Genomic DNA, 25624 nt, shown 5'->3' on the forward strand with positions numbered 1-25624 from the left:
ATAAGGGCATCCGACCGGTTTTCAAGACATGGCCCGGCTAGGACCAGGTTAGGCCCCGGTTAGCGCCGCTCCAGCTGGCGCGCCAGGAAGGCCAGCATGGCAGGGTCCTGGCTGCTAGCCACATTGAAGCGCATCCAGCCGGACGGCATCTGCGACGGCGAGAACAAGCTGCCGGGGGCGAACAGGTAGCCCTCCTCATGCCCGGCGACGGCGATGGCGTTGGTATCGCGCCCGGTGTCCGCCCACAGGTACATGCCGGCGTGCTGGCCTGCAAAGAGCGACAGGCCCATCCGCTCAATGGTGCGCCGGGTCTCGTCGCGCGCCCGGTCAAGCCGGTTGCGCACGCGCTCCACGTGCTTGCGGTAATGGCCTTCGGTCAACACCTTGTACAGCACGCGCTCGTTGATCTCCGGCGAGGCCAGGCCCGCCAGCAGCTTGCTGTCGGTCAGGCTGGCGACCAGCTCCGGATGGGCGGCGATAAAGCCCACGCGCAGATTGGCGGCCAGCGTCTTGGAAAAGCTGCCCAGGTAGATCACCCGGCGCAGCTGGTCCAGGCTGGCCAGCCGGGTGGCGGAGTGACCTGGCGGGCACAGGTCGCAATAGATGTCGTCCTCGACGATCAGCAGGTCGTACTGCTCGGCGAGGCGCAGCAGCTGGAAGGCCTTGGCGGCCGACAGCGAGGTGCCGGTGGGGTTGTGCAGCACCGAGTTGATCACCATCAGGCGCGGGCGGCGCGCCTGCAGGATGCGCTCCAGCGCCTCCAGGTCCGGGCCCTCGGCGGTGTAAGGCATGCCGATCAGCTGCGCGCCCTGGGCGGCGAAGCGGCCGAACATGACGAACCACGCCGGGTCGCCCACCAGCACGGCGTCGCCGGGGCGCAGGTAGAGCCGCGCGATCAGGTCGAGCGCCTGGGTGATGCCGGAGGTAAGCACGATCTGCTCGGGGGTGGCGCCGATCTCCAGTTCGGCCAGGCGGTTGCGCAGTTGCTGGCGCAAAGGCAGGAAGCCCTGCGGCGTGCCACTGGCCAGGAAATGGCTGCCCGGCTGGCGGCCCAGCCCGCGCAGCGCGCTGGCGATCAGGTCGCCGTCGAGCCAGTCGTTGGGCAGGAAGCCCATCCCCGGAGACTTATGCGGCTCGGTCGAGTGGAACATGCTGCGCAGCAGCCAGGTTACGTCGATGTTGCGCGCGCCGGTCGAGACCGGGGCCACCGGCACCACTTGCGGCGTGCGCTCGCGCACGTAGAAGCCCGAGCCGCGGCGGGATTCGAGGTAGCCCAGCGCCACCAGCCGCTCATAGGCCTCGACCACGGTGAAGCGCGAGATGCCCTTTTCCTGCGCAAGCTGGCGAATCGAGGGCATGCGCATGCCGGCGCGGAAGACCCGCTCGTCGATGCGCAGCCGCGCCCACTCGGTCAACTGCTCCACCAGCGTCATCTGCGCCGAGGGCACAGGGTCGGGCATGCGCTCGGTGGGGGGCGGCATGACCAGGCGCAATGAGCGCACCTGCTCGCCAGCCTCTTCGCCAGCGTGGAAAGCCGCGCCCTCCTGCTTGCCTGCCCCGGCTCCTTTATCCTTGAGCCCTGGCGCAACCGGTTCCCTGCTGTTCATGCCTTGCTCCCGCCACTGTACTGAGAATGTTCTGCATAACTGTATCGGTACTGTACCGACAACCTTGTCTACCATCAACACACAATGACAATTGCCCTCGACCATCTCGTGATCGCCGCCCCCACGCTTGAAGCGGGGGCGCAGCATGTCGCCGACGCGCTCGGCGTGACGCCCCAGCCGGGCGGCGCGCACCCTGGCATGGGCACCCACAATTGCCTGCTCGGCCTGTTCGGCGGCATCTACCTGGAAGTCATCGCCATCGACCCCGAGGCACCGGCCCCCACGCGGCCGCGCTGGTTTGGCCTGGACACCGAGGCCGTGCAGGCCCGGCTGCGCCATGGTCCCTTCCTGATGCACTGGGTTGCGCGGGTGGAACGCCCCACCGACCTGTCCCTGTGGCAGGCGCAGTACCCCACGCGCATCCCGCCGGTCATCCCGATGACCCGTGGCGACCTGCGCTGGCGCATCACCGTGCCGCAAGACGGCAGCCTGCCCGCGTGGCCGGCTGACGATGCGGATGGCACGGACGGCCCGGCGACGCCGGGCGACGGCATCCTCCCCACGCTGATCCAGTGGGATGTCTCGACCCATCCGTCGTCCCGGCTGCCGAACCAGGGCCTGGCGCTGCGCTCGCTGCGGGCACGCCATCCACAGGCCGCGCGGCTCGCGGAGGCCTTGCAATGGCTGGGCGGCACCCGGTTCGTCCCGGAAGCATCCACGCTCGCGGAACTGAGCGCGGAGATAGAAACGCCCGATGGCGTGCGCACGCTGCGCTGAGCCGCACGCCGCAAGACGCACGCAGCAAGACACAAGAAATACTGTCGCAACAAGAACAACCGCCAAGGAGCCCCTCTGATGTCTGCCACCCGCAAACGCTTCGACGACGACGCCTATCTCGGCAGCTGCACCGCCACCGTGGTAGCCGTGCACGCTGACGGCATCGAGCTCGACCAGACCGTGTGCTACGCGCGCAGCGGCGGCCAGGCGGGCGATACCGGCACGCTCAAGCTGGCCAACGGCGCGACCATCGCACTGCTGGAAACCGTGTACGCCCCGGACCGCAGCCATATCCTGCACGTCCCGGCGCCGGGTACGGCGCTGCCGGAGGCGGGCGACATCGTGGCCGTCACGATCGACTGGGAGCGCCGCCACCGGCTGATGCGGCTGCATACCTGCCTGCACCTGCTGGGCTCGCTGATCCCGGTGCCAGTGACCGGCTGCGGCATCTCGCCCGACTCGGCACGCATCGACTTCGACCTGCCGGAATCCACGCTCGACAAGGCCGTGCTCACCGAGCAGCTCAATGCGCTAATCGGCGCCGACAGCCGGGTGCAGGTGGAGCGCATCACGTCCGAGCAACTCGCCGAGCAGCCCGAGCTGGTGCGCACGGTGGGCGCGGCGCCGCCCGCGGGCAGCGGCGTCATCCGCATCATCGACATCCCCGGCGTGGACCGCCAGCCTTGCGGTGGCACCCATGTGGCGGCCACCGGCGAGATCGGCGCCGTGCTGGTGACCAAGATCGAGAAGAAGAGCCGCACCAACCGCCGCGTGGTCGTGCAGTTCGCTGCGTGAGAGTGGCAGGACGATAGATGGATCCCGCTCTGCTCACCGGGCTGTCGGCCGCCCAGTTCGCCGCGCTGCTGTCGCTCATGGCAGTCGGCGCCTTCACGCCCGGCCCCAACACGACGATTGCCGCGGTCACCGGCGCCAACTTTGGCCTGCGCGCCACGCTGCCGCACTGCGTGGGCGTCGCGTTCGGCTTTGCCAGCATCCTGGCGCTGTGCGCGGCGGGCGTGGGCGCGCTGATCCTGGCCAGCCCGGCGCTAGCGCTGCTGGTGCATGCCGCCGGCGTGCTCTACCTGCTGTGGCTGGCGCTCAAACTGGCGCGCAGCAGCGTGCTGTCGGACAAGCAGGTGCTGCGCCCGCTGTCGGTGTGGCAGTCGGCCGTGCTGCAGTACGCCAATATCAAGGCGTGGATGCTGGCGCTGGCTACAGCCGCCTCGTATATGGCGGGCGCGCAGTCGCCGGTGCATCGGGCCGTGCTGGTGTGCGCGGTGTTCGGCGTGTTCGGCTTTGTCAGCAATGGCGTGTACGGCGTGATTGGCGCCACGCTGCGGCAATGGCTGCAGGTGGGCCACCGCATCCGCTGGTTCAACCGCGCAATGGGCCTGGCGCTGGCACTCACGGCGCTGTGGATTGCGCTGGCTGGCCGGCCCACCCTGCACTAATTCAAACGCCATGGCTGCCAAAACCACCTCTGTCCAACCCATCGCTAGCGCCCCTGCCGACACCCACGGCGGCGGCATGCTGCTCGGCTTAGCCGGCGTGGCCGTGTTCAGCCAGACCTTGCCCTTCACGCGCATGGCGGTGGCCGAGCTGGACGCCACCTTCGTCGCGCTCGGCCGTGCGGTGGTGGCTGCGCTGCTGGCGCTGGTGCTGCTGTGGCAGCGCGGCGCGTTCGCCCGCGCGCGCCGTCCCCGGGGCGGCCAGTGGTGGCCCCTGGGGGTGACCTCGCTGGGCGTGGTGGTGGGCTTTCCGCTGTTTTCCTCACTGGCCATGCGTGAAGTGCCGGCCGGCCACGGCGCCATCATTACCGGCCTGCTGCCGCTGGCCACGGCGGTCTTCGCCGCCTGGTTCGGCCGCGAGCGGCCATCGCCGGCGTTCTGGCTGTCGGCCGCCGCCGGCAGTGCGCTGGTGGTCGCCTTTGCCCTGTGGCAAGGCGCCGGCGGGCTGCAGCATGCCGACTGGCTGCTGTTCGCGGCGATGGTGCTGGGTGCGCTGGGCTATGCCGAGGGCGGCAAGCTGTCGCGCGAGCTTGGCGGGCTGGAAACCATCAGCTGGGCGCTGGCCGTGGCACTGCCGCTGCTGCTGCCGGTGGTGGCCTGGCTGGGGCTTGCGCATGCCGGCCAGATCGCAGCCGCCTCGCCGCGCGCCTGGCTCGGCATGGGCTATGTTTCCGTATTCTCGATGTTCATCGGCTTCCTGTTCTGGTACGCCGGGCTCGCAAAAGGCGGCGTGGCGCGCGTCGGGCAGATACAATTGCTGCAGCCGTTCCTCACGCTGGCGGGCGGCGCCCTGCTGCTGGCCGAACCGCTTGATGCCGTCACCCTGGCGTTTGCGGTGGCGGTGATCGGCGTGGTAGCCCTGGGCCGCCGGACCGCCGTGCGCAGCGCCCCCGCGAGTCCCATGCCCGCGCCCGCCGCCGAAGAACCCCACCCTGCCCCTACGGCACGATCCCTCTGACTGGAGACCCTATGTCCGTTCACGACACCCTTGCCCGCCTCGGCATCGCACTGCCGACCGCTGGCGCACCGGCCGCCGCCTACGTCATGGCCGCGCAAACCGGCAACACCGTGTTCCTTTCGGGCCACATTGCCCGCAAGGATGGCAAACCCTGGGTAGGCAAGCTGGGCAAGGACCTTGGCACCGAAGACGGCAAGGTTGCCGCTCGCGCCATCGCCGTGGACCTGCTGGCCACGCTGAACACCCACCTGGGCGGCGACCTGGACCGCGTCACCCGCATCGTCAAGGTGATGAGCCTGGTCAACTCCACGGAAGACTTCACCGAGCAGCACCTGGTGACCAACGGCGCCTCGGAGTTGCTGGCGGAAGTCTTCGGCGAAGCCGGCAAGCATGCCCGCAGCGCCTTTGGCGTAGCGCAGGTCCCGCTGGGCGCCTGCGTCGAGATCGAGATGATCGTCGAAGTGAAGTAAGCCGGCGTGAAGCAAGAAAGCAGAACCAAGTGAATGGAAGTCAGGCCAGGGACCGGGGGATACCCCCGCCCTGCGCCCAACCAACTGAAGGCACCGCCCACCCATGCGCATCGACAACCTGCCTTTCGGCACCACCGACTGGTCCGACATCACCCCGACCCGCCACCCCGGCGACACCGGGGAAGCCCTCTGGCGCACCCGCCAGTTCGGCGACATCCGCGTTCGCATGGTGGAGTATTCTGCCGGGTATCTCGCCGATCACTGGTGCACCAAAGGGCACATCCTTTTTGTGCTGGAAGGCGAGTTGCATACCGAGCTGGAAGACGGCCGGCATTTCGTGCTCCGCGCGGGCACGAGCTACCAGGTCGCCGACCAGGCCGAGCCGCACCGTTCGTCCACCCCGACCGGGGCGCGGCTTTTTATCGTTGACTGAGTCGAGCCAACCCGACTCCCCACACACCAAGAGAACATCATGAACTGGGCCATTTCCCGCCGGGCGCAACAGCTGACCAGCTCGGCTATCCGCGAAATCCTGAAAGTGACCGAGCGTCCGGAAGTTATTTCCTTCGCGGGCGGCCTGCCGTCGCCGGCCACCTTCCCGGTAGCGGCCATGGAACAGGCGGTGGCCCGGATCTTCGCCGACAACCCGCAAGCCGCCCTGCAGTACGCCGCCACCGAAGGCTACATGCCGCTGCGCGAATTCATCGCCAAGCGCCATCACGTGGACGTGGAGCGCGTGCTGATCACCACCGGCTCGCAGCAGGCGCTGGACCTGATCGCCAAGGTGTTGATCGACCCGGGCAGCCCGGTGCTGGTGGAAACGCCCAGCTACCTTGGCGCGCTGCAAGCCTTCTCGCTGTTCGAGCCCGAGTTCGTCTCGGTGCCGGGCGACGACAAGAGCCTGCTGCCGGAATCGCTCACGCCCGAGCTGACCGCTGGCGCGCGCTTCCTCTACGCCCTGCCCAACTTCCAGAACCCCACCGGGCGGCGCATGCCGCTGGAGCGCCGCCAGGCCCTGGTGGCCCGCGCCCGCGAGCTCGGCGTGCTGCTGGTCGAGGATGATCCCTACGGCGAACTGAGCTATCGCGGCGACCAGTTGCCGAGCCTGCTGTCGATGAACCCCGACGGCGTGATCTACATGGGCTCGTTCTCCAAGATCCTGGCCCCCGGCCTGCGCCTGGGCTTTGTGATCGCCCCGCCCGAGCTGCACTTCAAGCTGTGCCAGGCCAAGCAGGCGTCGGACCTGCATACGCCCAGCTTCACCCAGCGCCTTGCCTATGAAGTGGTGCGCGATGGCTTGCTGGACTCGCATATCCCCACCATCCGCACGCTCTACGCGGCGCAGTGCCAGGCCATGCTGGATTCGCTCGCGCGCCACATGCCGGAAGGCGTGACCTGGAACGCGCCGGAAGGCGGCATGTTCATCTGGATGGAGCTGCCCGAGGGCCTGGACAGCATGGAGATCCTGCAAGAAGCGGTCAAGCGCAATGTGGCCTATGTGCCGGGCGCGCCGTTCTACGCCAGCAACCCGCGCCGCAATGCGCTGCGCCTGGCCTTTGTCACGGTGGCGCCGGAGCGCATCGAGCAAGGCGTGGCCATCCTCGGCACGCTGTTCCGCGAAGCCATCGCCAAGCACGCGCCGCAAGCCAAGGCCGCCTGAGCGTCGCTTGAGCGACACGCGTGGCACGGATACGTCTCCTGACTGATACCGGGCTGGCGGGCTTCATGGCAAGATAATGGCCATCGCCTGTCAGTCCGGGCCGCGAACGCGCAGGCATTGCGCATGCGCGGCCCACGCCTTGAGGAGAAGGGTTTCGTGCTGCGTATCTGGGGTCGACTCTCATCGATCAACGTGCAAAAAGTGGTCTGGTGCGCGCGCGAGCTGCACCTGGACCACGAACGCATCGACATTGGCGTCAGCGAGGGCGACCTCGACACCGAGGCCTATGTCCGGCTCAACCCCGACCGCAGCATCCCGGTGATCGAGGATTTCCGCGGCACCGACGTGGGCGGCGAGCCTTTTGTGCTGTGGGAATCCAACGCCATCGTGCGCTACCTGTGCGCGCACGACGGCGAGGACACCCTGTGGCCCGGCAACGTCAAGGCGCGCGCGCTGGCCGACCGCTGGATGGACTGGCAGACCAACGCCTTCAGCCCGGCCATGGTCGACGCATTCCGCCACCTGGTGCGGCTGCCCGCCGAGCAGCGCGACCCCGACCTGATCGCCCGCTCCCTGGAACGCACCGAACCGCTCGCGGCCCGGCTCGACGAAGCCCTGGCGCAGCGTGAGTTCATCTGCGGCGACCGCTTCACCATGGCCGACATCCCGGTTGCCTGCGCCGCCCACCGCTGGCTGGGCCTGCCGGTCACACACCAGCCCCGCCCGCACCTTGAGCGCTGGGCAGCGGCCATGCGTGCACGGCCTGCCGCCCGCACCATCCTGACGTTGCCGCTGGTCTGAGCCGCCCCCTTATTTGCTGATTTACTGGCTGATTTACTTGCTGTTGCGCCCGCCCGACACCGCGGCCAGCACCCCCAGCCCGATCAGCGCGCCGCCCGTCAGGTAGCGGCCCACGGCCTGCGCGCCCCTGGCGCGCGCGAGCAGCGGCAACAACGCCGCCGCGGCCAGCACATAGCAGCAATCGGTGGTGGCGGCGATCAGGACGAAGGTGCCGCCCAGGGCCACGCTCTGCGGCAGCGCCGCGATGGCGGGATCCATGAACTGCGGCAGGAAGGCCGCGAAGAACAATGTGGTCTTGGGGTTGAACAAGGCCACCACGAAGCCATCGCGAAACACCCGCCGCAGCCCGGCGCTGCCAGCAGCCGGGTCCGCCTGCGCAGCAGCGGCCGGTCGCGCGCGCAGCGCCCGCACCCCCAGGTAGACCAGGTAGGCCGCGCCGGCGTACTTCATCACGGCAAAGGCCAGAGACGATACCGCGAACAGCGCCGCCAGCCCCAGCGCGGCCGCCAGCACATTGACCAGGTTGCCCAACACCACGGCCGTCACCGAAGCCAGGCCCGCAAGCCGGCCTAGCGACAGCGTGCGCGCAACGATGTAGATCACCGCCGGCCCCGGCGTCACCGCAAGCAACAGGCTGGACAGCAGGAAAGCGGCAAGCACGTGACCGCCGGGAAGGATGTGCAGCATGGCAATGCTCCTCCAGAAACAGGAACGCCACCTTTCATGCCCGGTCGGCCGGCTTATCGACAGCGCCAAGGCGTAAAAGGACGACCGGCACATTCTGCCACCACGGGCCTGGCCAGCATACATTTGCGTATCGAGTGGTTTGGAGTACTCTGCCAATAAGGCAGCGAGTGCGCCAACCTGCCCCCAGGCAAACCCTGATCCATGAATCCTGCTCACGATGACGGTGACTGGATTTAGGGCAGCGCGGCAGGAACCCATCCATAAAATCCGAAGTTTGCTGGTCGCGCGGTTGACAGCTTGGCAGGTTCGCAATGCGCGCCCGGACAAGAAGACGACGCGGCAGCCTGGGCCTAAGAGGCCGTTTCAAAATGAAGCGAAGCGGTTCTGGCTAGGCGCGCGGTCGCAGACAGTACAAGGGGGTACGGCAAGGCCGCGCAACGACGCCAGAATCTTTTTGAAATGGCCTCTAATACAAAAGCAACCTGTCGCCCCAACCCGAGGAGGACTCATCGTGTGGACCCAAGTCTATGACCCGCTAGGCAGCCTGGCATTGTCCACGCTGGCCGCGGGGATTCCCGTCGCCGTACTGCTGGCGGCGCTAGCCTTCTTTCACCTGCAGGCCCACCTGGCCGCCGGGCTGGCGCTCGTGGTAGGCGTGGTCATCGCTTCCGCGGTATTCGGCATGCCCGCCGACATGGCTGGCAAGGCCGCCGGCCTGGGCATCGTATCGGGCCTGTTCCCGATCGGCTGGATCGTGCTGAACATCATCTTCCTGCACCGGCTGACCACCATCAACGGCTCCTTCAAGGTGCTGCAGAACTCGATCTCCGGCATCACCGAAGACCGGCGCCTGCAACTGCTGCTGGTGGCCTTCAGCTTTGGCGCTTTCTTCGAAGGCGCCGCCGGCTTCGGCACGCCGGTGGCGGTCACCGGCGCCATCCTGATCGGCCTCGGTTTTTCGCCACTGGCGGCATCCGGCCTGGCGCTGATCGCCAATACCGCGCCGGTGGCCTTCGGCGCGCTGGGCGCGCCGTTGATCGGCCTGTCCGCGGTGACGGGCCTGGACCTGCTGCACCTCTCGGCCATGGTCGGCCGGCAGCTGCCCTTCTTCTCGGTACTCGTGCCGTTCTGGCTGATCTGGGCCTTTGCCGGCTTCCGCGGCATGCTGGCGATCTGGCCGGCGATCCTGGTGGCCGGCGTCACCTTTGCCGTGCCGCAGTTCCTGGTGTCGAATTACCACGGCCCCTGGCTGGTGGACGTGATTGCCGCGCTGGTGTCGATGGGCTGCCTGACGCTGTTCCTGAAGGTCTGGAAGCCCAAGGAAATCTGGACCTCCACGCGCATCCTCGGCCGCAGGGACGACTCCAAGGTCGACGACCCCGAAGCGGTAGCCGCCGAAGCCCGCGCCAGCGCCGCCTCCGCCGGCATCTCGGTGGTCAAGGCCTGGATGCCCTGGGTGATCCTGACCGTGTTCGTCTTTGTCTGGGGCGTGCCGGAATTCAAGAAGCTGATGGACGGCCTGTGGCAATGGAAATTCCCCATCCCCGGCCTGGACAAAGCCGTGTTAAAGGTGCCGCCGGTGGTGCCGAAGGCCACTGCCGAAGGCGCGGTCTTCACGTTCAACGTGTTGTCGATGGCCGGCACCGGCATCCTGGTCTCCGGCATTCTCGGCGGCCTGCTGATGGGCTACTCGGTGCCGCGCCTCATCAAGGAATACTGGGAGACCATCAAGCTGGTGAAATATTCGCTGCTGACCATCTGCGCGATGTTCGGCGTGGGCTACCTGACCCGTTACTCGGGCCTGGATGCCACGCTGGGCCTGGCCTTTGCTCACACCGGCGTGCTCTACCCGCTGTTTGGCACCATGCTGGGCTGGCTGGGCGTGGCGCTGACCGGGTCCGACACCGCCTCCAACGTGCTTTTTGGCGGCCTGCAGAAAACCACGGCCGAGCAGCTGGGCCTATCGCCGATCCTGATGGCCTCGGCCAACAGCTCGGGCGGTGTGATGGGCAAGATGATCGATGCGCAGTCCATCGTGGTGGCGTCCACCGCCACCAAGTGGTACGGGCACGAAGGCGATATCCTGCGCTATGTGTTTTTCCACTCGATCGCGCTGGCGATCTTGGTCGGGCTGTTCATTACGCTGCAGGCTTATGTGCATCCGTTCACGCAGATGGTGATTCACTGAGCTGGCGAACCAGCAGCCATGAATAAATCCCCGCTCGTGCATGGGCGGGGCCAGACGGAAGCCGAAAAGGGAGCTGGGCGCCGGAGCCCGCGCTCAGCCCCCGAACTCAGCCCCCGAACCAGTTGACCAGCCGCAAGCCCGGCAGCCCGGCAAAATCCCTGACATTGCGCGTCACCAAGGTCAGGCCGTGCGCCATCGCGACGGATGCGATCTGTCCATCCACAAAGGGCAGGCTCAGCCCAGCCCGCTCCCGCGAATTGCGTAGCTCGGCATGGATCCGTGCCGCGGCGCTGTCATAGGGCAAGACCGGCAGGCTACCCGCCACTTCCTGCACGAAACGGCCAACCGCGTCCTTGCGCTGGCCATCCGGCATGCGCAGCCAGCCAAAACGTAATTCATGCCAGACCGGCGCCGGAATAACCAGTTCGCCATCGAATCGGGCCAGATTCGCCATGACCCCTGCATCCGGCTTTGGCCGCATTGCCTCCGAGACAATGTTGGTGTCCAGCAGCCAACTCGCAGCGCTCACCATGTGAAGTCACGCCCGTCGCCGGGTTGACGCACATGCTCGAAAGGGTCGACCTCATCTTCCGCTTGCACGTGCTCGCTGCGCCATTCGCTCAAACGCCCAAAGAAGCCAGACGTGGAACCGACAAGCAGCCGGTATTGCGACCAGGACATCAGCACTGCAGCCGGCTCACCGCGCCGGGAGATCAGCAGCGGTTCCTGCCCTCTTTCCGCGTCCCGAAGCACATCAGCGAGATGCGCTCTTGCCTCCGAGAATGGGATGGTTTGCATAGCGTGCCCCCTGCTCGAAATGTACAACTCAATTGTACAAGAATGAGCCGCCGAGTGTCGGCGGGGGTTTTCCTTGCGGCAATGGCGATGGCAATGGCGATGACCACGGCCCTCAGGCCATCAACCGGTAAGCCAGCCGCGCCGCGGCCCGAGCGCCGCAGGTGTCACGGTCATAGAGCGGATTGAACTCCGCCAGGTCCGCCACGCGCAGCTTGCCGCTGGCGCGCACCTGCGCCACCACCTCCTCCACCACGGGAAGGGGCACGCCATAAGGGGCTGGCGCCGAGACCGCCGGCATCACTGCCGCCGGCAGCACGTCCAGGTCGATCGTGAGGTAGACGTGATCGACCGCATCCATCAGCCCCTGCAACTCGGCAATCCGCGCGTCCAGGTGCCGTTCCTGCATCTGCACGTCCTCGACGTAGTGCACGCCAAGCGCCTTGGCATGCGCGAACAGCGCGGCGGTATTGCCGAGCCGGCTCACGCCCAGGCAAGCGTATTCGAAACGCTGTCCGCGCTCGTGGCAGGCCTGCGCGATCTGGTCGAAGGGCGTGCCCGAACTGCCGGGACGACCGGTGCGCAGGTCGAAGTGCGCATCGAGGTTGATCACCAGCACGCGGCCGTGGTCGCCACGCGCATCGAGATGCGCGCGCAGCCCCTGCCAGGTGCCCCAGGCGATCTCGTGGCCACCACCGAGCACCAGCGGGAATGCGCCCTGCGCCAGTTCGGCCGCGACCGCTGTTGCCAACGCTTGCTGCGCCGTCTCGAGATCGCCATCGTGGCAGACGACGTCGCCCGCATCGTGGAACACTTCCAGGCCATGGGCCGGGATGCCGGCCAGCGCGCGGCGGATCTCGCGCGGGCCACCCGCCGCGCCGGGACGGCCCTGGTTGCGCAGCACGCCGGCGTCGCAGCAAAAGCCCAGCAGCACGGGCGCGCCAGGCACGCGTTCGGCGCCTTGCACGCGCACGACATTGAATAGCCGGCGCGTGTCGCCCAGCTCGCCCGCATCGCTGCGGCCGCGCCAGATGCTGCCCGGCGCTGCAGCCATCGGATCCCTTTCGCTCATGACAGGCGGCGGCCCAGGGTTTCCGGCACCATCGCCAGGCCGATCAGCGAGACCAGGCCGCAGCCGATCACGTAGAACGCGGGCGCGTTGGGATTGGCGGTGAGATGGATCAGCTCGGTCGAGAAGAACTGCGCGAAACCACCGAAGATGGCAATCGCCACGCAGTAGGCAATCGACAGGCCGGTGGCGCGCATGCGCTGCGGCAGCACCTCGCTGACCAGCACCATCGACGCGGGCGACGTCATCGACATCGGTACCGAAAGGCAGCCCACCACCAGCAGCAGGCGCGTCAGGCTGGGCTCGGCGTTGATCAGCACGAAAGCGGGATAGATCATCAGCAGCAAGGCCACGCGCGACCACAGCACCACCGGGCGCCGCCCCACCCGGTCGCTCAGCCAGCCCGCGAACGGCGACAGCACGACCTGCACGGCAGCGGCCACGCAAGCGGCCCAGATGCCCAGCGACAGCGGCATGTGCAGCTGGCTAACGGCATAGTTGCTCAGGTAATACACCACGATATAGGTCGACGAAGCCACGCCGATCATCAGCAGGATGCTGGCCACCAGCGCACGCCCGTGCTCGCGCAACAGCTGCAGCGTGGAACCGCGCTCCGACTCGCCGGCGGCCGGCGCCGTCTCTTCCAGGCGGCGGCGAATCACCAGGCCCACCGGGATCACCAGGATGCCAATCACGAAGGCCAGGCGCCAGCCCCATGCCTCCAGCGCTTGCTGCTCCAGCACATTGCTGAGCAGCAAGCCAACCAGCGCGCCGAACAGCGCCGCCAGGCCCTGGCTAAACGGCTGCCAGCTGGTGTAGAAGCCGCGCGAGCGGTCGTCGGCATATTCCAGCAGCAGTGCCGTGGAGGCACCCATCTCCCCGCCGATGGCAAAGCCTTGCACCAGGCGCGCGAGCAGGATCATGATCGGCGCGAGCATGCCGATCTGCGCATACGTCGGCGTCACCACGAAGATCACCGAGCTCAAGCCCATCAGCCAGAGCGTCAGCGCCACCGCCGGCTTGCGCCCGACGCGGTCGGCATACATGCCGATCAGCAGGCCGCCCAGCGGGCGCATCAGGAAGCCTACGCCGAAGGTGGCGAAAGACAACAGCAACTGCCCGGTGGGATCGGATACCGGGAAATACAGGCGGCCGATCAGCGTGGCGAAGAAGCTGTAGACCACGAAGTCGTAGAACTCCAGGCCATTGCCGATAGTAATGGCAGCGATGGACTTGAACCTGGACAGCGGCTGGGCCGTGGCGGCATGCTGGGCTGCGATACCGGGAATGGTGTTGTCAATGGACATGATGTAACTCCGAAGCAAAATAATCCTGGCCGCCCGCAAGCGGGCGGTGAGCGCAACCCAGACAGGGTGTTCTTCGCGCCACTACGGCAGCGCGCCGGGCTGGCGCGCGCTGCCGGTTACCCTGGCATCCGGCTAGGCAGATGCCAGGCAACGCGGACCCTGCCGAGGCAGGGTCCGCGCATGTATCAGTCCGCCGCAAAGGAGGAAGCAGGCGCCCCCCGCTGGCCGCGCGGCCGTCCCCAGCACCACCACGCCACCACCAGCAGCAGCAGCCACGCCGCGCCCACCAGCAGCGCTGCGCGGGTCTGCGGGAACCAGCCAAGCACGCCGAAGATGAACAGCATGAAGGCGATGGCCGCGAGCGGCGCTACCGGCCAGAACGGCACGGGGAACTTCAGCGCCGCCACCTCGGCGCGGCTCATGCGCCTGCGCAAGGCGACCTGCGACAGCAAGATCATCAGCCACACCCAGACCGTGGCAAAGGTGGCGATGGAAGCGATCAGCGTGAACACGTCCTCGGGCATTACGTAGTTGAGCACCACGCCGGCCAGCAGCGCGAAAGCCATCACCACTACCGTCATCCAGGGCACGCCCTTGCGCGACACGCTGGCAAAGATGCGTGGCGCCTGCCGTTGCACCGCCATGCCATACAGCATGCGGCCAGCGCCGAAGATGTCGCTATTGATGGCGGATACCGCGGCGGAGATGACCACGACATTGAGCAATGCGGCGGCCGAGCCAATGCCCAGCCGGCTGAAGATCTGCACAAAGGGGCTGCCCTCGCTGCCGATGCGGTGCCAAGGATAGAGAGACATCAGCACCGCCAGCGTCAGCACATAGAACAGCAGGATGCGCAGGGGCACCGCGTTGATCGCACGCGGAATCACGCGCTGCGGGTCGCGCGCCTCGCCGGCCGTGATGCCGATGATCTCGATGCCGCCAAAGGCGAACATCACCACGGCGAACGAGGCGATCACGCCGGCAATGCCGTTGGGCATGAAGCCGCCGTGCGCCCAGAGGTTGTGGATGCCGGTGGCAACGCCGCTGTCGGCCATGCCGAAGCCGAACAGCATGATGGCAACACCGCCGCCGATCATCGCGACGATGGCGCCGACCTTCAGCAGCGAAAGCCAGAACTCCAGCTCACCGAACACCTTGACGCTGAGCAGGTTGAGGCCGCCGATCAGGAACACGATGCCGAGCACCCAGATCCAGCGCGGCACGTCCGGGAACCAGAAGCCCATGTAAATGCCGAAGGCAGTCACGTCCGCCAGGCAAACGACGATCATCTCGAAGGCATAGGTCCAGCCGAGCAGGAAGCCCGCCAGCGGTCCCAGGCCGGTGCTGGCGTACTGGCCGAACGAACCCGCCACCGGATTGCGCACCGCCATCTCGCCCAGCGCACGCATCACCATGTAGACCGCGGCGCCACCGATCACGTAGGCCAGCAGCACCGCCGGTCCCGCGGCCTGGATGGCCGAGGCCGAGCCGTAGAAAAGTCCCGTGCCGATGGCCGATCCGAGCGCCATGAAGCGGATATGACGGGCGCTGAGGCCACGCTGCAGGCCTTGCGACTGCTCTTGCATCTATTTGTCTCCGAATCATTATTCTGTCTTCTGTCCGCCCGGGGCGCGGGCTGCGGCCTGCTGCGTGGCAGGCGTCCCGCCCCCGGGCGTCATGCCCAAGCCTCAGAGGCTGGGCAGCAACCGCGCGGGCAGCAGCGCGTTCAGGGTGCCGGCCGCCAGCAACCGGCTCGCGGTCTCGATATCCGGCGCGAAGAAGCGGTCCTTCTCGTAGTAGGGCACTTCGGCGCGCAGCAGGCTGCGTGCCTGCTCCAGCTTGGGCGAGCTCTTCAGGCCTTCGCGGAAGTCCAGGCCCTGGCAGGCGCCCAGCCACTCCACGGCAAGGATGCCGCGCACGTTCTCGGCCATCGCCCACAGGCGCTTGCCGCCATTCGGCGCCATCGACACGTGGTCCTCCTGGTTGGCCGAGGTCGGCAGGCTGTCGACGCTGTGCGGATGGGCCAGTGCCTTGTTGTCGCTGGCCAGCGCGGCGGCGGTGACCTGGGCGATCATGAAGCCCGAGTTGACGCCCCCGTTGGCCACCAGGAAAGGCGGCAGCTGCGACATATGGCGATCCATCATCAGCGAGATGCGGCGCTCAGACAGCGAGCCGATCTCGGCGATGGCCAGCGCCAGGTTGTCGGCGGCCATCGCCACCGGTTCGGCATGGAAGTTGCCGCCCGAGATCACGTCGCCTTCGGCGGCAAACACCAAGGGGTTGTCCGAGACCGCGTTGGCCTCCACTTCCAGGACCTCGGCCGCCTGCCGCAATTGCGTCAGGCAGGCACCCATCACCTGCGGCTGGCAGCGCAGCGAGTAGGGATCCTGCACCTTGTCGCACTGCGCATGCGAACGCGCCAGCTCGCTGGTATCGGTCAGCAGATCGCGATAGGTGGCGGCCGCATCGATCTGGCCGCGCTGGCCGCGCACCGCATGAATGCGCGCGTCGAAAGGCGCGCGCGAGCCGAGCATGGCCTCGACGCTGAGGCTGCCGCAGACCGTGGCCGCGGCAAACAGATCCTCGGCCTCGAACAGGCCGCGCAGCGCGTATGCGGTGGATACCTGGGTGCCGTTGAGCAGGGCCAGGCCTTCCTTGGCGGCCAGGGTCAGCGGCTCCAGGCCGGCACGTGCCAGCGCCTGGCGCGCCGGCAGCCATTCGCCCTGGTAGCGGGCACGGCTTTCGCCCAGCAGCACCAGCGACATATGCGCCAGCGGCGCCAGGTCGCCAGAGGCGCCCACCGAGCCCTTGAGCGGGATATGCGGATAGACCTCGGCATTGACCAGGGCGATCAGCGCGTCGATCACCTTGCGGCGGATGCCGGAAAAGCCGCGCGCCAGGCTATTGATCTTGAGCAGCATGATCAGCCGGACCATGGCGTCGTCCAGCGGTTCGCCCACACCGGCGGCATGCGACAGCACCAGCGAGCGCTGCAGGTTCTCCAGGTCCTCGCGGGCGATGCGGGTCTGCGCCAGCAGGCCGAAGCCGGTGTTGATGCCGTAGGCGGTCCGGCCTTCGGCAACGATGTTCTCAACGCAGGCCACGCTGGCGGCGATGGCCTCGGCGGCCTCGCTGTCCAGGCTCACGCGCAGCGGCTGCAGATAGGCCTGGCGCAGCTGCGCCAGGGTCAGTTGACCAGGTTTGAGGTTCAGCGCGTTCACGTTCAGGCTTCCTTCTTGTGGTTGAGCATCGGCAGGTTCAGGCCCTGCTCTCGTGCACAGTCGATGGCGATGTCGTAGCCGGCATCCGCATGGCGCATCACGCCGGTCGCGGGATCGTTGTGCAGCACGCGGGCGATGCGGGCGGCGGCTTCGTCGGTGCCGTCGCACACGATCACCACGCCCGAATGCTGCGAGAAGCCCATGCCCACGCCGCCGCCGTGATGCAGCGAGACCCAGGTCGCGCCGCTGGCGGTATTGAGCAGCGCGTTCAGCAGCGGCCAGTCGGACACGGCGTCGGAGCCATCCTTCATGCTTTCGGTTTCACGGTTGGGGCTGGCCACCGAGCCGGAGTCGAGGTGGTCGCGGCCGATCACCACCGGTGCCGACAACTCGCCACTGCGCACCATCTCGTTGAACGCCAGGCCAAGCTTGGCACGCAGGCCCAGGCCGACCCAGCAGATACGCGCCGGCAGGCCCTGGAAGCTGATGCGCTCGCGCGCCATGTCCAGCCAGCGGTGCAGGTGCGCATCGTCGGGGATCAGCTCCTTGACCTTGGCGTCGGTCTTGTAGATGTCCTGCGGATCGCCCGACAGCGCGGCCCAGCGGAACGGGCCGACACCGCGGCAGAACAGCGGGCGGATGTAGGCCGGCACGAAGCCGGGGAAATCGAAGGCATTCGCCACGCCCTCTTCCTTGGCCATCTGGCGGATGTTGTTGCCGTAGTCGAAGGTGGGCACGCCCATCTTCTGGAAGTCCAGCATGGCCTGCACATGCAGCGCCATCGACTGCTTGGCGGCCTTGACCACACGAGCCGGCTCGGTCTGCGCGCGGTCGCGGTACTGGCCCCAGGTCCAGCCCACCGGGAGGTAGCCGTTGAGCGGATCGTGCGCGCTGGTCTGGTCGGTGACCATGTCCGGGCGCACGCCGCGGCGCACCAGTTCGGGCAACACTTCGGCGGCGTTGGCGCACAGCGCGATGGAAACGGCGCGGCCTTCGGCGGTGTACCTGGCGATGCGCGCCAGCGCGTCATCGAGGTCGGTGGCCTGTTCGTCGACATAGCGGGTGCGCAGGCGGAAATCGATGCTGGCCTGCTGGCACTCGATGTTCAGCGAGCAGGCGCCGGCCAGCGTGGCGGCCAGCGGTTGCGCGCCACCCATGCCGCCCAGCCCGGCGGTCAGCACCCAGCGGCCCTTGAGGTTGCCGTTGTAGTGCTGGCGCCCGGCTTCCACGAAGGTCTCGTAGGTGCCCTGCACGATGCCCTGGCTGCCGATATAGATCCAGCTGCCGGCTGTCATCTGGCCGTACATGGCCAGGCCCTTGGCGTCGAGCTCGTTGAAGTGTTCCCACGTAGCCCAATGCGGCACCAGGTTGGAATTGGCGATCAGCACGCGCGGCGCGTTGCTATGGGTCTTGAACACGCCAACCGGCTTGCCGGACTGCACCAGCAGGGTCTCATCGTCGTTCAGCGTCTTGAGCGTCTCGACGATCTTGTCGTAGCACGCCCAGTTGCGCGCGGCGCGGCCGATGCCGCCGTACACCACCAGCTCCTTGGGGTTCTCCGCCACTTCCGGGTCGAGGTTGTTCATCAACATGCGCAGCGGCGCTTCGGTCTGCCAGCTCTTGGCGTTCAGTTGGTTGCCGCGCGGGGCGCGGATCTCTACATCGCGAAAGCGGTCGGTGTTGCTCACGGGAACTCCTTGGGTCAATAAGGCCGGCTCGAACCGGTCTGTTCAGCCATGCTAGGTATGTATAGTGTTGTATAGACAAGCTCGGATAAATTGGGGTATTCCCGAGGATAAGCCGCAGGCATGGACGAAAAAGTGCGCTTATGAATACTTAAATGATGAAGGCGACGGAAAGTGCGCGCCGTTCCGAGCGCGCACTCAAGCACCGCGACACGGACGCCCCTCCCGCGAGTACGGACATCGGCGATGCGCAAGCGCGGTATGATGCTCCTGATCCGCCGCATGCCCATGGCATCGATACGGCCCTTGCAAGCACGCCTGCGACCCGAACGAGGCGGTCGCCGCGGAACACCCCTGGACTCCCATGCTGATGCGTTTCCTGGAACGGCTGATTGACCCGTTCCGCGCCCTCCCCGACACCCAGCCACCCAGCCAGATCTGGCGCTTTTATGCCTACTTCCTGCGAGAGGTGTGGCCGGTCTTCGCGCTGCTGCTGGGCGTGGGGCTGGCTGGCGCGCTGATCGAAGTCTCGCTGTTCGGCTTTCTCGGTCGCTTGGTCGACCTGGCGCAAGCAACACCGCCCGCCGAGTTCTTCGCGCGCCACCGCGTCGAGCTCATGTGGATGGCGGTGGTGGCGCTGCTGCTGCGTCCGTTCTTCAACGGCCTGCACGACATCCTCGTGCACCAGGTCATCAACCCGAGCCTGGGCAACCTGGTGCGCTGGCAGAACCACCGCTACGTCCTCAAGCAGAGCCTGTCGTTTTTTCAGAACGACTTTGCCGGGCGCATCGCGCAGCGCATCATGCAGACCGGCTTCTCGCTGCGCGATTCAGCGGTGCAGGCCGTGGATGCCATCTGGCATGTGTTGATCTACGCGGCCAGCTCCCTCTACCTGTTCGCGCAAGCCGACTGGCGCCTGATGCTTCCCCTCGTGGCGTGGATCGCCTGCTACGTGGCCGCCATGCTGTACTTCACGCCACGCGTGAAGGCGCGCTCGGTTGCCGCCACCGGCGCGCGCTCGCGGCTGATGGGGCGCATCGTCGACGGCTATACCAACATCACCACGCTCAAGCTGTTCGCCCACACGCGCCATGAAGAGGACTACGCGCGCGAAGCCATGGCCGACCTGACCGACAAGGCACGCCTGTCCGGGCGCATGGTCAGCGCCATGGATTTCACCGTGACCTCGCTCAATGGCCTGCTGATCGCCGGCACCACCGGGCTGGCGCTGTGGCTATGGAGCCAGGGCCATGTCAGCGTCGGCGCGATTGCGCTGTCGAGCGGGCTGGTGATCCGCATCGTCAGCATGTCGGGCTGGATCATGTGGGTGATCAGCGGCATCTTCGAGAACATCGGCCAGGTGCAGGATGGCCTGCAGACCATCGCCGTGCCGCGCACGGTCGGCGATCGCGACAACGCGCAAGCGCTGCGCGTCACGCGCGCAGAGGTGCGCTTCGAAGGCGTGGGCTTTCACTACGGCAAGGGCTCGGGCGTGATCGAGAACATCGACCTGGTGGTGCGCCCGGGCGAGAAGATCGGCCTGGTCGGCCCCTCCGGTGCCGGCAAGTCGACGCTGGTCAACCTGCTCCTGCGGCTGTACGACGTGGAGCAAGGACGCATCCTGATCGACGGCCAGGACATCGCCGGCGTCACGCAGGAAAGCCTGCGTGCGCAGATCGGCATGGTGACGCAGGATACGTCGCTGCTGCACCGCTCGATCCGCGACAACCTGCGCTATGGCCGCCCCGGCGCCAGCGAGGCCGAGCTGCTCACCGCGGCCAACGACGCCCATGCCGGCGAGTTCATTCCGCGCCTGCGCGATGCGCATGGGGCGACGGGGCTGGATGCGCAGGTGGGCGAGCGTGGCGTGAAGCTGTCGGGCGGCCAGCGCCAGCGCATTGCCGTGGCACGAGTGCTGCTGAAAAACGCACCGATCCTGATCCTGGACGAAGCCACCTCGGCGCTGGACTCCGAAGTGGAAGCCGCCATCCAGGAGAACCTGGAGACGCTGATGCAGGGCAAGACCGTGATCGCCATCGCGCACCGCCTGTCCACCATCGCGCGCATGGACCGGCTGGTGGTACTGGAGGATGGGCGGATCGCCGAGAGCGGCACGCATGCGGAGTTGCTGGCGCGTGGGGGGCTTTATGCGCGGTTGTGGGCGCATCAGACTGGGGGGTTTGTGGGGGTGGATTAGAGGTTTGATGTAGGGGGGTTTCTTTTTGCGGCGATGGTTTTTGCACCCAAGGTGCCATACGACATCCCCCTGCGGGGTTGGTCGCTGTTTCTTTGTACGGCGATGGTTATTGAACCCAACAGCCGTACGACATCCCCCTGCGGGGGCTGCCGGTCACTCTTCTTTGCGTCGGCAAAGAAGACTAACGAGAAGAAAGCCGACCCTGCCGGGGGCAGAGCAATCAAGCTTATGTGGGACTGTGGTTTCGTCGTACGGCCCAGAGTGTCGGCGGGCTTCTGCCGGTACCGGCTTGACTGACCACGAACCTGCCAGCTTCCGGGATTCGTGGTGAGGCCCCCGGTAGCTGACATCACTTGCTTCAAGCCGTCTGTCGCTCGCGCAGTGGCCGGCCACGAAGTTGCGGGCGCACCGGTTCCGTCGTGGGCGCGGTGGCACCGGCTTGCTATGCCCAAGGCCCTGACCACCGCGCCCGCCCCACCACGAAACCACTGATGGGCGATGTGTCGTGATGGCGCGCGCCGGTAACGGCAGATGGTGGAATGCTCACCGAGCAACGCGATCAGGGGCACCACAACGTGACCATTGGGTCATGCATTTTCGATGTCCTCTAAGCCGGCATGGCAAAGGCCAGCCAACACTCCGGGCCGTACGACGCAACCACAGTCCCACATAAGCCTGATTGCTCTGCCCCCGGCAGGGTCGGCTTTCTTCTCGTTAGTCTTCTTTGCCGACGCAAAGAAGAGTGACCGGCAGCCCCCGCAGGGGGATGTCGTACGGCTGTTGGGTTCAATAACCATCGCCGTACAAAGAAACAGCGACCAACCCCGCAGGGGGATGTCGTATGGCCCTTGGGTGCAAAAACCATCGCCGCAAAAAGAAGCAGCGAAAGACCGAGCATGGAGGCTCTTGGCCCCAACAGCCGACACAGCATCATCCATCCACTATCAGGCTCAAACCAACCCCATCACCCCCGCCCCAGCCCCCAACGCCACCAGCACCAGCGGATGCACCTTCGTCTTGAGCATCAGCACGATGGTGACCACCGTCACCGCCACGGCGGTCCAGCGGTGATCCACGCTCGCGGCAAGGATCCAGCCAGTGGAAAACAGCAGCCCGATGGTCAGCGTGGCAAGGCCGCGCCGGATCAGGCCGGGCCACCGCGCTTGCGGCGAGCGGCCGGCGAAATACTCGAAGCCGAGCGCGATCACGCTGGACGGCCCGCAGATGCCGATCATGCCGACAATGGCGCCGGCCAGGCCCGCCACCTGCCAGCCGAACAAGGCAACGAACAAGATGTTCGGCCCGGGCGCGGCCTGCGAGATGGCGTACATGGCGGAGAACTGCGCGTCGCTCATCCAGGCGTTCGACTCCACCAGGAAGCGATGCATGTCGGGGATCGTGGTACTGGCCCCGCCGATGGCGAGGAACGACAGCATCAGGAAATGCGTGAGCAGGCTGGAAAGCACGTTCGGTGAACTCATTGCCGTGGCTCCCCGGGTACCGCTGGCACGGGCGGCGCGGGCGGCATGGACGACACCTCGATAGCCGCCGCCTGCGCGCGCCGCGCAAGCTGCTCGCTGCGCCACTCCAGCACCAGCCCCATCGGCACCAGCACCGCCATCACCGGCACCAGCGGCCAGCGCAACAGCCCGATGCCGACAAACGCCGCGCCGCCGATCATTAGTCCGCGCACGGTGCGCGGCTGGCTCTGTGCGAGCTTGAAGCCGGTCGACAGCACCAGCCCGGCCGACACCGCCGTCATGCCCGTGAGCATGCGCTGCACCGCCGCCACGTCGCGGTAGTGCTCGTACAGCAGCATCAGCGCCAGCACGCCCACCATCGGCACCATCACCAGCCCCGCAAAGGCCGCCAGCGCGCCGCGCAGTCCGGCAAAGCGCAAGCCCAGCATCAGCGCGAGGTTGATCACGTTGGGGCCGGGCAGCACCTGCCCAAGGCTGAGCAGCTCGACAAAATCGCGGTCGCCCAGCCAGCGGTTGCGGTCGACCACGGCGCGCCGCACGAAGGGCAGCACACCGCCGAAGCCGGACAGCCCCATGCGGGCGAATTCGATAAACAGGCGCCGCGGCGTAGGTGGGGGTGCTAGCGCTACCATCGGATCGTCGCCGGCGGGAGAGGGAGTAACTGGCATCGCTTGTCACGGGAGAGGCATGGCCGCCGGGGCGGTCCGGCATGCCGGGAAAGAAAAAGGCCCCGCGCATTGTCTGTCGCGCAGGGCCAGTTCGGGTTGGCGCGGCTTAGTTGCCGCTCGCCGGCGGCACGATCCGTACCGGCTCGATGCTCGGCTCCTTGAGCTTGAGATCCAACGCGCGGCCCTTGCGGGCGCGCTTGCCCACATATGGCAGCAGCAGCTGGCCGTAGAGCTTCTGCGAACTCGGCTTGCCGCCGCGCCCGGCACCGGACACCACCAGCCCAGGGGCGCCGACGGCAATCGCCTGCTGCAGCGTCTCCTTGGGTTCCAGCTCCATCAGGATCACGCCGCGGCCACCGGCCGAGAGCGACTTGATCTCGTCGAGCGCAACCAGCAGCATGCGGCCGTTGGCCGACAGGCAGGCCACGTGCGTGGCCTCCTCGCCGATCGGCGCGGGCAACAGCGGCGCGTCGCCCTCGTCCAGCGTCAGGTAGGCGCGGCCGCCCTTCTGCCGGCTGACCATGTCGCCGACCTTGGTCTGGAAGCCATTGCCGCCGCGCGTGGCGATCAGCAAGCGCTGGTCGACACCGCCGGCAAAGGTATGGGCGATCTGGCTGCCGGGCTGCAGCTCGATCAGCGTGGTCACGGGCACGCCGTCGCCGCGCCCGCCCGGCAAGCCGGCCACCGGCACCGTGTAGGCGCGGCCATTGGTGCCGAACACCAGCATCACGTCCACGCTGCGGCACTCGAAGGTGCCATAGAGCGCATCGCCCGCCTTGAAGGTGAACTGCTGCGCGTCATGGCCGTGGCCCTGGCGCGTGCGCACCCAGCCCTTCTGGGAGACCACCACGGTGACGGGCTCGTCGACCACGCGCACCTCGGCGTTGGCGCGGCGCTCTTCCTGGATCAGCGTGCGGCGCGGATCCTTGTCTTCCGGGCTGTATTGCTTGGCGTCGGTCTCGATCTCCTTGATGATGCGCCGGCGCATCATGGTCTCGGACTTGAGCAGCACATCCAGCTCGGCCTGCTCGTCGCGCAGGCTCTTCAACTCCTGCTCGATGCGCAGCGCTTCCAGCCTGGCCAGCTGGCGCAGGCGGATTTCCAGGATGTCCTCGGCCTGGCGGTCCGACAGGCCGAAGGCCTGCATCAGCGCCGGCTTGGGCTCATCGCTCTCGCGGATGATGCGGATCACCTCGTCGATATTGAGCAGCACCAGCATCCGGCCTTCGAGGATGTGAATGCGGTCTTCGACCTTGCCCAGGCGATGGCGCGTGCGGCGGGTGACGGTGGCGAAGCGGAAGGCGATCCACTCGCGCAGGATGTCGGCCAGGCCCTTCTGGCGTGGGCGGCCATCGGTGCCGATCATCACCAGGTTGATCGAGGCGCCTGACTCCAGGCTGGTGTGCGCCAGCAGCGTCTGGATGAATTCCTGCTGCTCGATGTTCTTGCTCTTGGGCTCGAACACCAGCCGCACCGGCGCGTTCTTGCCGGATTCATCGCGCACCGCGTCGAGCACCGCCAGCATGCCTTGCTTGAGCTGCAACTGCTCGGGCGTCAGCGACTTCTTGCCCGCGCGGACCTTCGGGTTGGTGATTTCCTCGATCTCTTCGAGCACCTTCTGCGACGAGGTGCTCGGCGGCAGCTCGGTCACCACCAGTTGCCACTGGCCGCGCGCCATTTCCTCGATGATCCAGCGCGCGCGCACCTTCAGGCTGCCGCGGCCGTTCTCGTAGATCTGCGCAATGTCGGCCGCGGGCGAAATGATCTGGCCGCCGCCCGGATAGTCCGGCCCCGGCATCAGCGCCAGCAGCTCGGCCAGCGTGATGTTGGGGTTGCGGATCATCGCCACCGTGGCTGCCGCCACTTCGCGCAGGTTGTGCGGCGGCACCTCGGTGGCCATGCCCACGGCAATGCCCGATGCGCCGTTGAGCAGCACAAAGGGCAGGCGCGCCGGCATCAGCCTGGGCTCTTCCATCGAGCCGTCGTAGTTGGGGATGAAGTCCACCGTGCCCTGGTCGATCTCGTCGAGCAGCAGGCGCGCGATCGGCGTGAGCCGGGCTTCGGTGTAGCGCATGGCCGCTGCGCCGTCGCCGTCGCGCGAGCCGAAGTTGCCCTGGCCGTCGATCAGCGGGTAGCGCAGCGAGAAGTCCTGCGCCAGGCGCACCAGCGCGTCATAGGCGGACTGGTCGCCGTGCGGGTGGAATTTACCCAGCACATCGCCCACCACGCGCGCCGACTTGACCGGCTTGGCGTCGGAGCGCAGCCCCATCTCGTGCATGGCGTACAGGATGCGGCGCTGCACCGGCTTCTGGCCATCGGCCACTTCCGGCAGCGCGCGGCCTTTGACCACGCTGATGGCGTAGTCGAGATAGGCGCGCTCGGCATAGTGCGCCAGGGTCAGCGAGTCCGCTCCGTTGTCGGGCGAACCTGGGTCAAGCGGAATGTCTTGTTGTTCCATGGATTGGCAAGAAGACGGCGCACCGCATCGTTGGCCGGTGCGCCGGTTGCATGTTGTTCGTTATGCGGTTCGTCTTAGGGTTCGGTA

Annotated in this window: 22 protein-coding genes; 10 read left to right on the forward strand and 12 right to left on the reverse strand. The window is 67.1% G+C overall.

All coding sequences use genetic code 11. The features are described from left to right. Positions 1-59: 59 nt before the first annotated feature. Positions 60-1481: an aminotransferase-like domain-containing protein gene (locus tag AC1RQK_RS33650; protein WP_492375412.1), complete on the reverse strand. Its 1422-nt coding sequence runs from the start codon at positions 1479-1481 to the stop codon at positions 60-62. Between the two features lie 210 nt (positions 1482-1691). Between AC1RQK_RS33650 and AC1RQK_RS33655 the strand changes: the two genes are divergently transcribed. The 8 genes from AC1RQK_RS33655 (at position 1692) to AC1RQK_RS33690 (ending at position 7781) form a co-directional block, all read left to right on the forward strand. After that, positions 1692-2384, forward strand: coding sequence for a VOC family protein (locus tag AC1RQK_RS33655; RefSeq protein WP_492813716.1), 693 nt, complete (start codon positions 1692-1694; stop codon positions 2382-2384). A gap of 78 nt (positions 2385-2462) precedes the next feature. Next, positions 2463-3179: an alanyl-tRNA editing protein gene (locus AC1RQK_RS33660; RefSeq protein ID WP_492375399.1), complete on the forward strand. Its 717-nt coding sequence runs from the start codon at positions 2463-2465 to the stop codon at positions 3177-3179. A gap of 17 nt (positions 3180-3196) precedes the next feature. Continuing rightward, positions 3197-3835, forward strand: a complete 639-nt coding sequence (locus AC1RQK_RS33665) for a LysE family translocator (RefSeq protein ID WP_492813718.1) — start codon at positions 3197-3199, stop codon at positions 3833-3835. Between the two features lie 76 nt (positions 3836-3911). Further along, positions 3912-4850 (forward strand): DMT family transporter, encoded by a 939-nt coding sequence (locus tag AC1RQK_RS33670; protein WP_492813764.1) that lies wholly within the window; start codon positions 3912-3914, stop codon positions 4848-4850. Positions 4851-4861: 11 nt separating this feature from the next. After that, positions 4862-5320, forward strand: coding sequence for a RidA family protein (locus AC1RQK_RS33675; RefSeq protein ID WP_492375397.1), 459 nt, complete (start codon positions 4862-4864; stop codon positions 5318-5320). A 103-nt stretch (positions 5321-5423) separates the two neighbouring features. Further along, positions 5424-5753, forward strand: a complete 330-nt coding sequence (locus AC1RQK_RS33680) for a DHCW motif cupin fold protein (RefSeq protein ID WP_043348099.1) — start codon at positions 5424-5426, stop codon at positions 5751-5753. A gap of 39 nt (positions 5754-5792) precedes the next feature. After that, positions 5793-6980: an aminotransferase-like domain-containing protein gene (locus tag AC1RQK_RS33685; RefSeq protein WP_492375396.1), complete on the forward strand. Its 1188-nt coding sequence runs from the start codon at positions 5793-5795 to the stop codon at positions 6978-6980. 156 nt (positions 6981-7136) lie between these two features. Beyond that, entirely contained in the window at positions 7137-7781 is a 645-nt protein-coding gene (locus AC1RQK_RS33690) for a glutathione S-transferase family protein (RefSeq protein WP_043352127.1), read from the forward strand. Between the two features lie 33 nt (positions 7782-7814). On the opposite strand, the gene AC1RQK_RS33695 is transcribed toward AC1RQK_RS33690, so the two are convergent. Next, positions 7815-8468 (reverse strand): LysE family translocator, encoded by a 654-nt coding sequence (locus AC1RQK_RS33695; protein ID WP_043348104.1) that lies wholly within the window; start codon positions 8466-8468, stop codon positions 7815-7817. 511 nt (positions 8469-8979) lie between these two features. Here AC1RQK_RS33695 and AC1RQK_RS33700 point away from each other — a divergent pair. After that, positions 8980-10656, forward strand: a complete 1677-nt coding sequence (locus AC1RQK_RS33700; protein WP_492375395.1) for an L-lactate permease — start codon at positions 8980-8982, stop codon at positions 10654-10656. 106 nt (positions 10657-10762) lie between these two features. On the opposite strand, the gene AC1RQK_RS33705 is transcribed toward AC1RQK_RS33700, so the two are convergent. From AC1RQK_RS33705 to hutU, 7 genes are all read right to left on the reverse strand, one after another. Continuing rightward, positions 10763-11188: a type II toxin-antitoxin system VapC family toxin gene (locus AC1RQK_RS33705; RefSeq protein ID WP_492375394.1), complete on the reverse strand. Its 426-nt coding sequence runs from the start codon at positions 11186-11188 to the stop codon at positions 10763-10765. Continuing rightward, the gene (locus tag AC1RQK_RS33710) at positions 11182-11454 is read right to left on the reverse strand and encodes a type II toxin-antitoxin system Phd/YefM family antitoxin (RefSeq protein ID WP_492375393.1); all 273 of its coding nucleotides are present in this window, start codon (positions 11452-11454) and stop codon (positions 11182-11184) included. The genes AC1RQK_RS33705 and AC1RQK_RS33710 overlap by 7 nt, the downstream gene beginning before the upstream one ends. Positions 11455-11566: 112 nt before the next feature. Beyond that, a complete protein-coding gene (gene hutG, locus AC1RQK_RS33715) occupies positions 11567-12523 on the reverse strand; it encodes a formimidoylglutamase (protein WP_492375392.1) in 957 nt (318 codons plus the stop codon). Continuing rightward, positions 12520-13827: an MFS transporter gene (locus tag AC1RQK_RS33720; protein ID WP_492375391.1), complete on the reverse strand. Its 1308-nt coding sequence runs from the start codon at positions 13825-13827 to the stop codon at positions 12520-12522. Before AC1RQK_RS33720 ends, hutG begins: the two co-directional genes overlap by 4 nt. Before the next feature lie 185 nt (positions 13828-14012). Continuing rightward, positions 14013-15413, reverse strand: a complete 1401-nt coding sequence (locus tag AC1RQK_RS33725; RefSeq protein ID WP_492813723.1) for an amino acid permease — start codon at positions 15411-15413, stop codon at positions 14013-14015. Between the two features lie 102 nt (positions 15414-15515). After that, a complete protein-coding gene (gene hutH / locus AC1RQK_RS33730; protein ID WP_492375389.1) occupies positions 15516-17048 on the reverse strand; it encodes a histidine ammonia-lyase in 1533 nt (510 codons plus the stop codon). Between the two features lie 2 nt (positions 17049-17050). Next, entirely contained in the window at positions 17051-18736 is a 1686-nt protein-coding gene (gene hutU / locus AC1RQK_RS33735; RefSeq protein ID WP_492375388.1) for a urocanate hydratase, read from the reverse strand. Between the two features lie 361 nt (positions 18737-19097). On the opposite strand from hutU, the gene AC1RQK_RS33740 reads away from it, so the two are divergent. Then, the gene (locus AC1RQK_RS33740; RefSeq protein WP_492813726.1) at positions 19098-20930 is read left to right on the forward strand and encodes an ABC transporter ATP-binding protein; all 1833 of its coding nucleotides are present in this window, start codon (positions 19098-19100) and stop codon (positions 20928-20930) included. A gap of 950 nt (positions 20931-21880) precedes the next feature. Here AC1RQK_RS33740 and AC1RQK_RS33745 read toward each other — a convergent pair. The 3 genes from AC1RQK_RS33745 to parC all read right to left on the reverse strand — a co-directional run bounded on the left by AC1RQK_RS33745 (position 21881) and on the right by parC (position 25537). Then, a complete protein-coding gene (locus AC1RQK_RS33745; RefSeq protein ID WP_183036321.1) occupies positions 21881-22411 on the reverse strand; it encodes a chromate transporter in 531 nt (176 codons plus the stop codon). Beyond that, positions 22408-23079, reverse strand: coding sequence for a chromate transporter (locus AC1RQK_RS33750; protein WP_492376093.1), 672 nt, complete (start codon positions 23077-23079; stop codon positions 22408-22410). Before AC1RQK_RS33750 ends, AC1RQK_RS33745 begins: the two co-directional genes overlap by 4 nt. 106 nt (positions 23080-23185) lie before the next feature. Continuing rightward, on the reverse strand, positions 23186-25537 hold the full coding sequence (gene parC / locus AC1RQK_RS33755) for a DNA topoisomerase IV subunit A (RefSeq protein WP_492813728.1): 2352 nt from the start codon (positions 25535-25537) through the stop codon (positions 23186-23188). Between the last annotated feature and the right edge of the window lie 87 nt (positions 25538-25624).

It is taken from the genome of Cupriavidus sp. GW822-FHT02D05, from assembly GCF_058802485.1.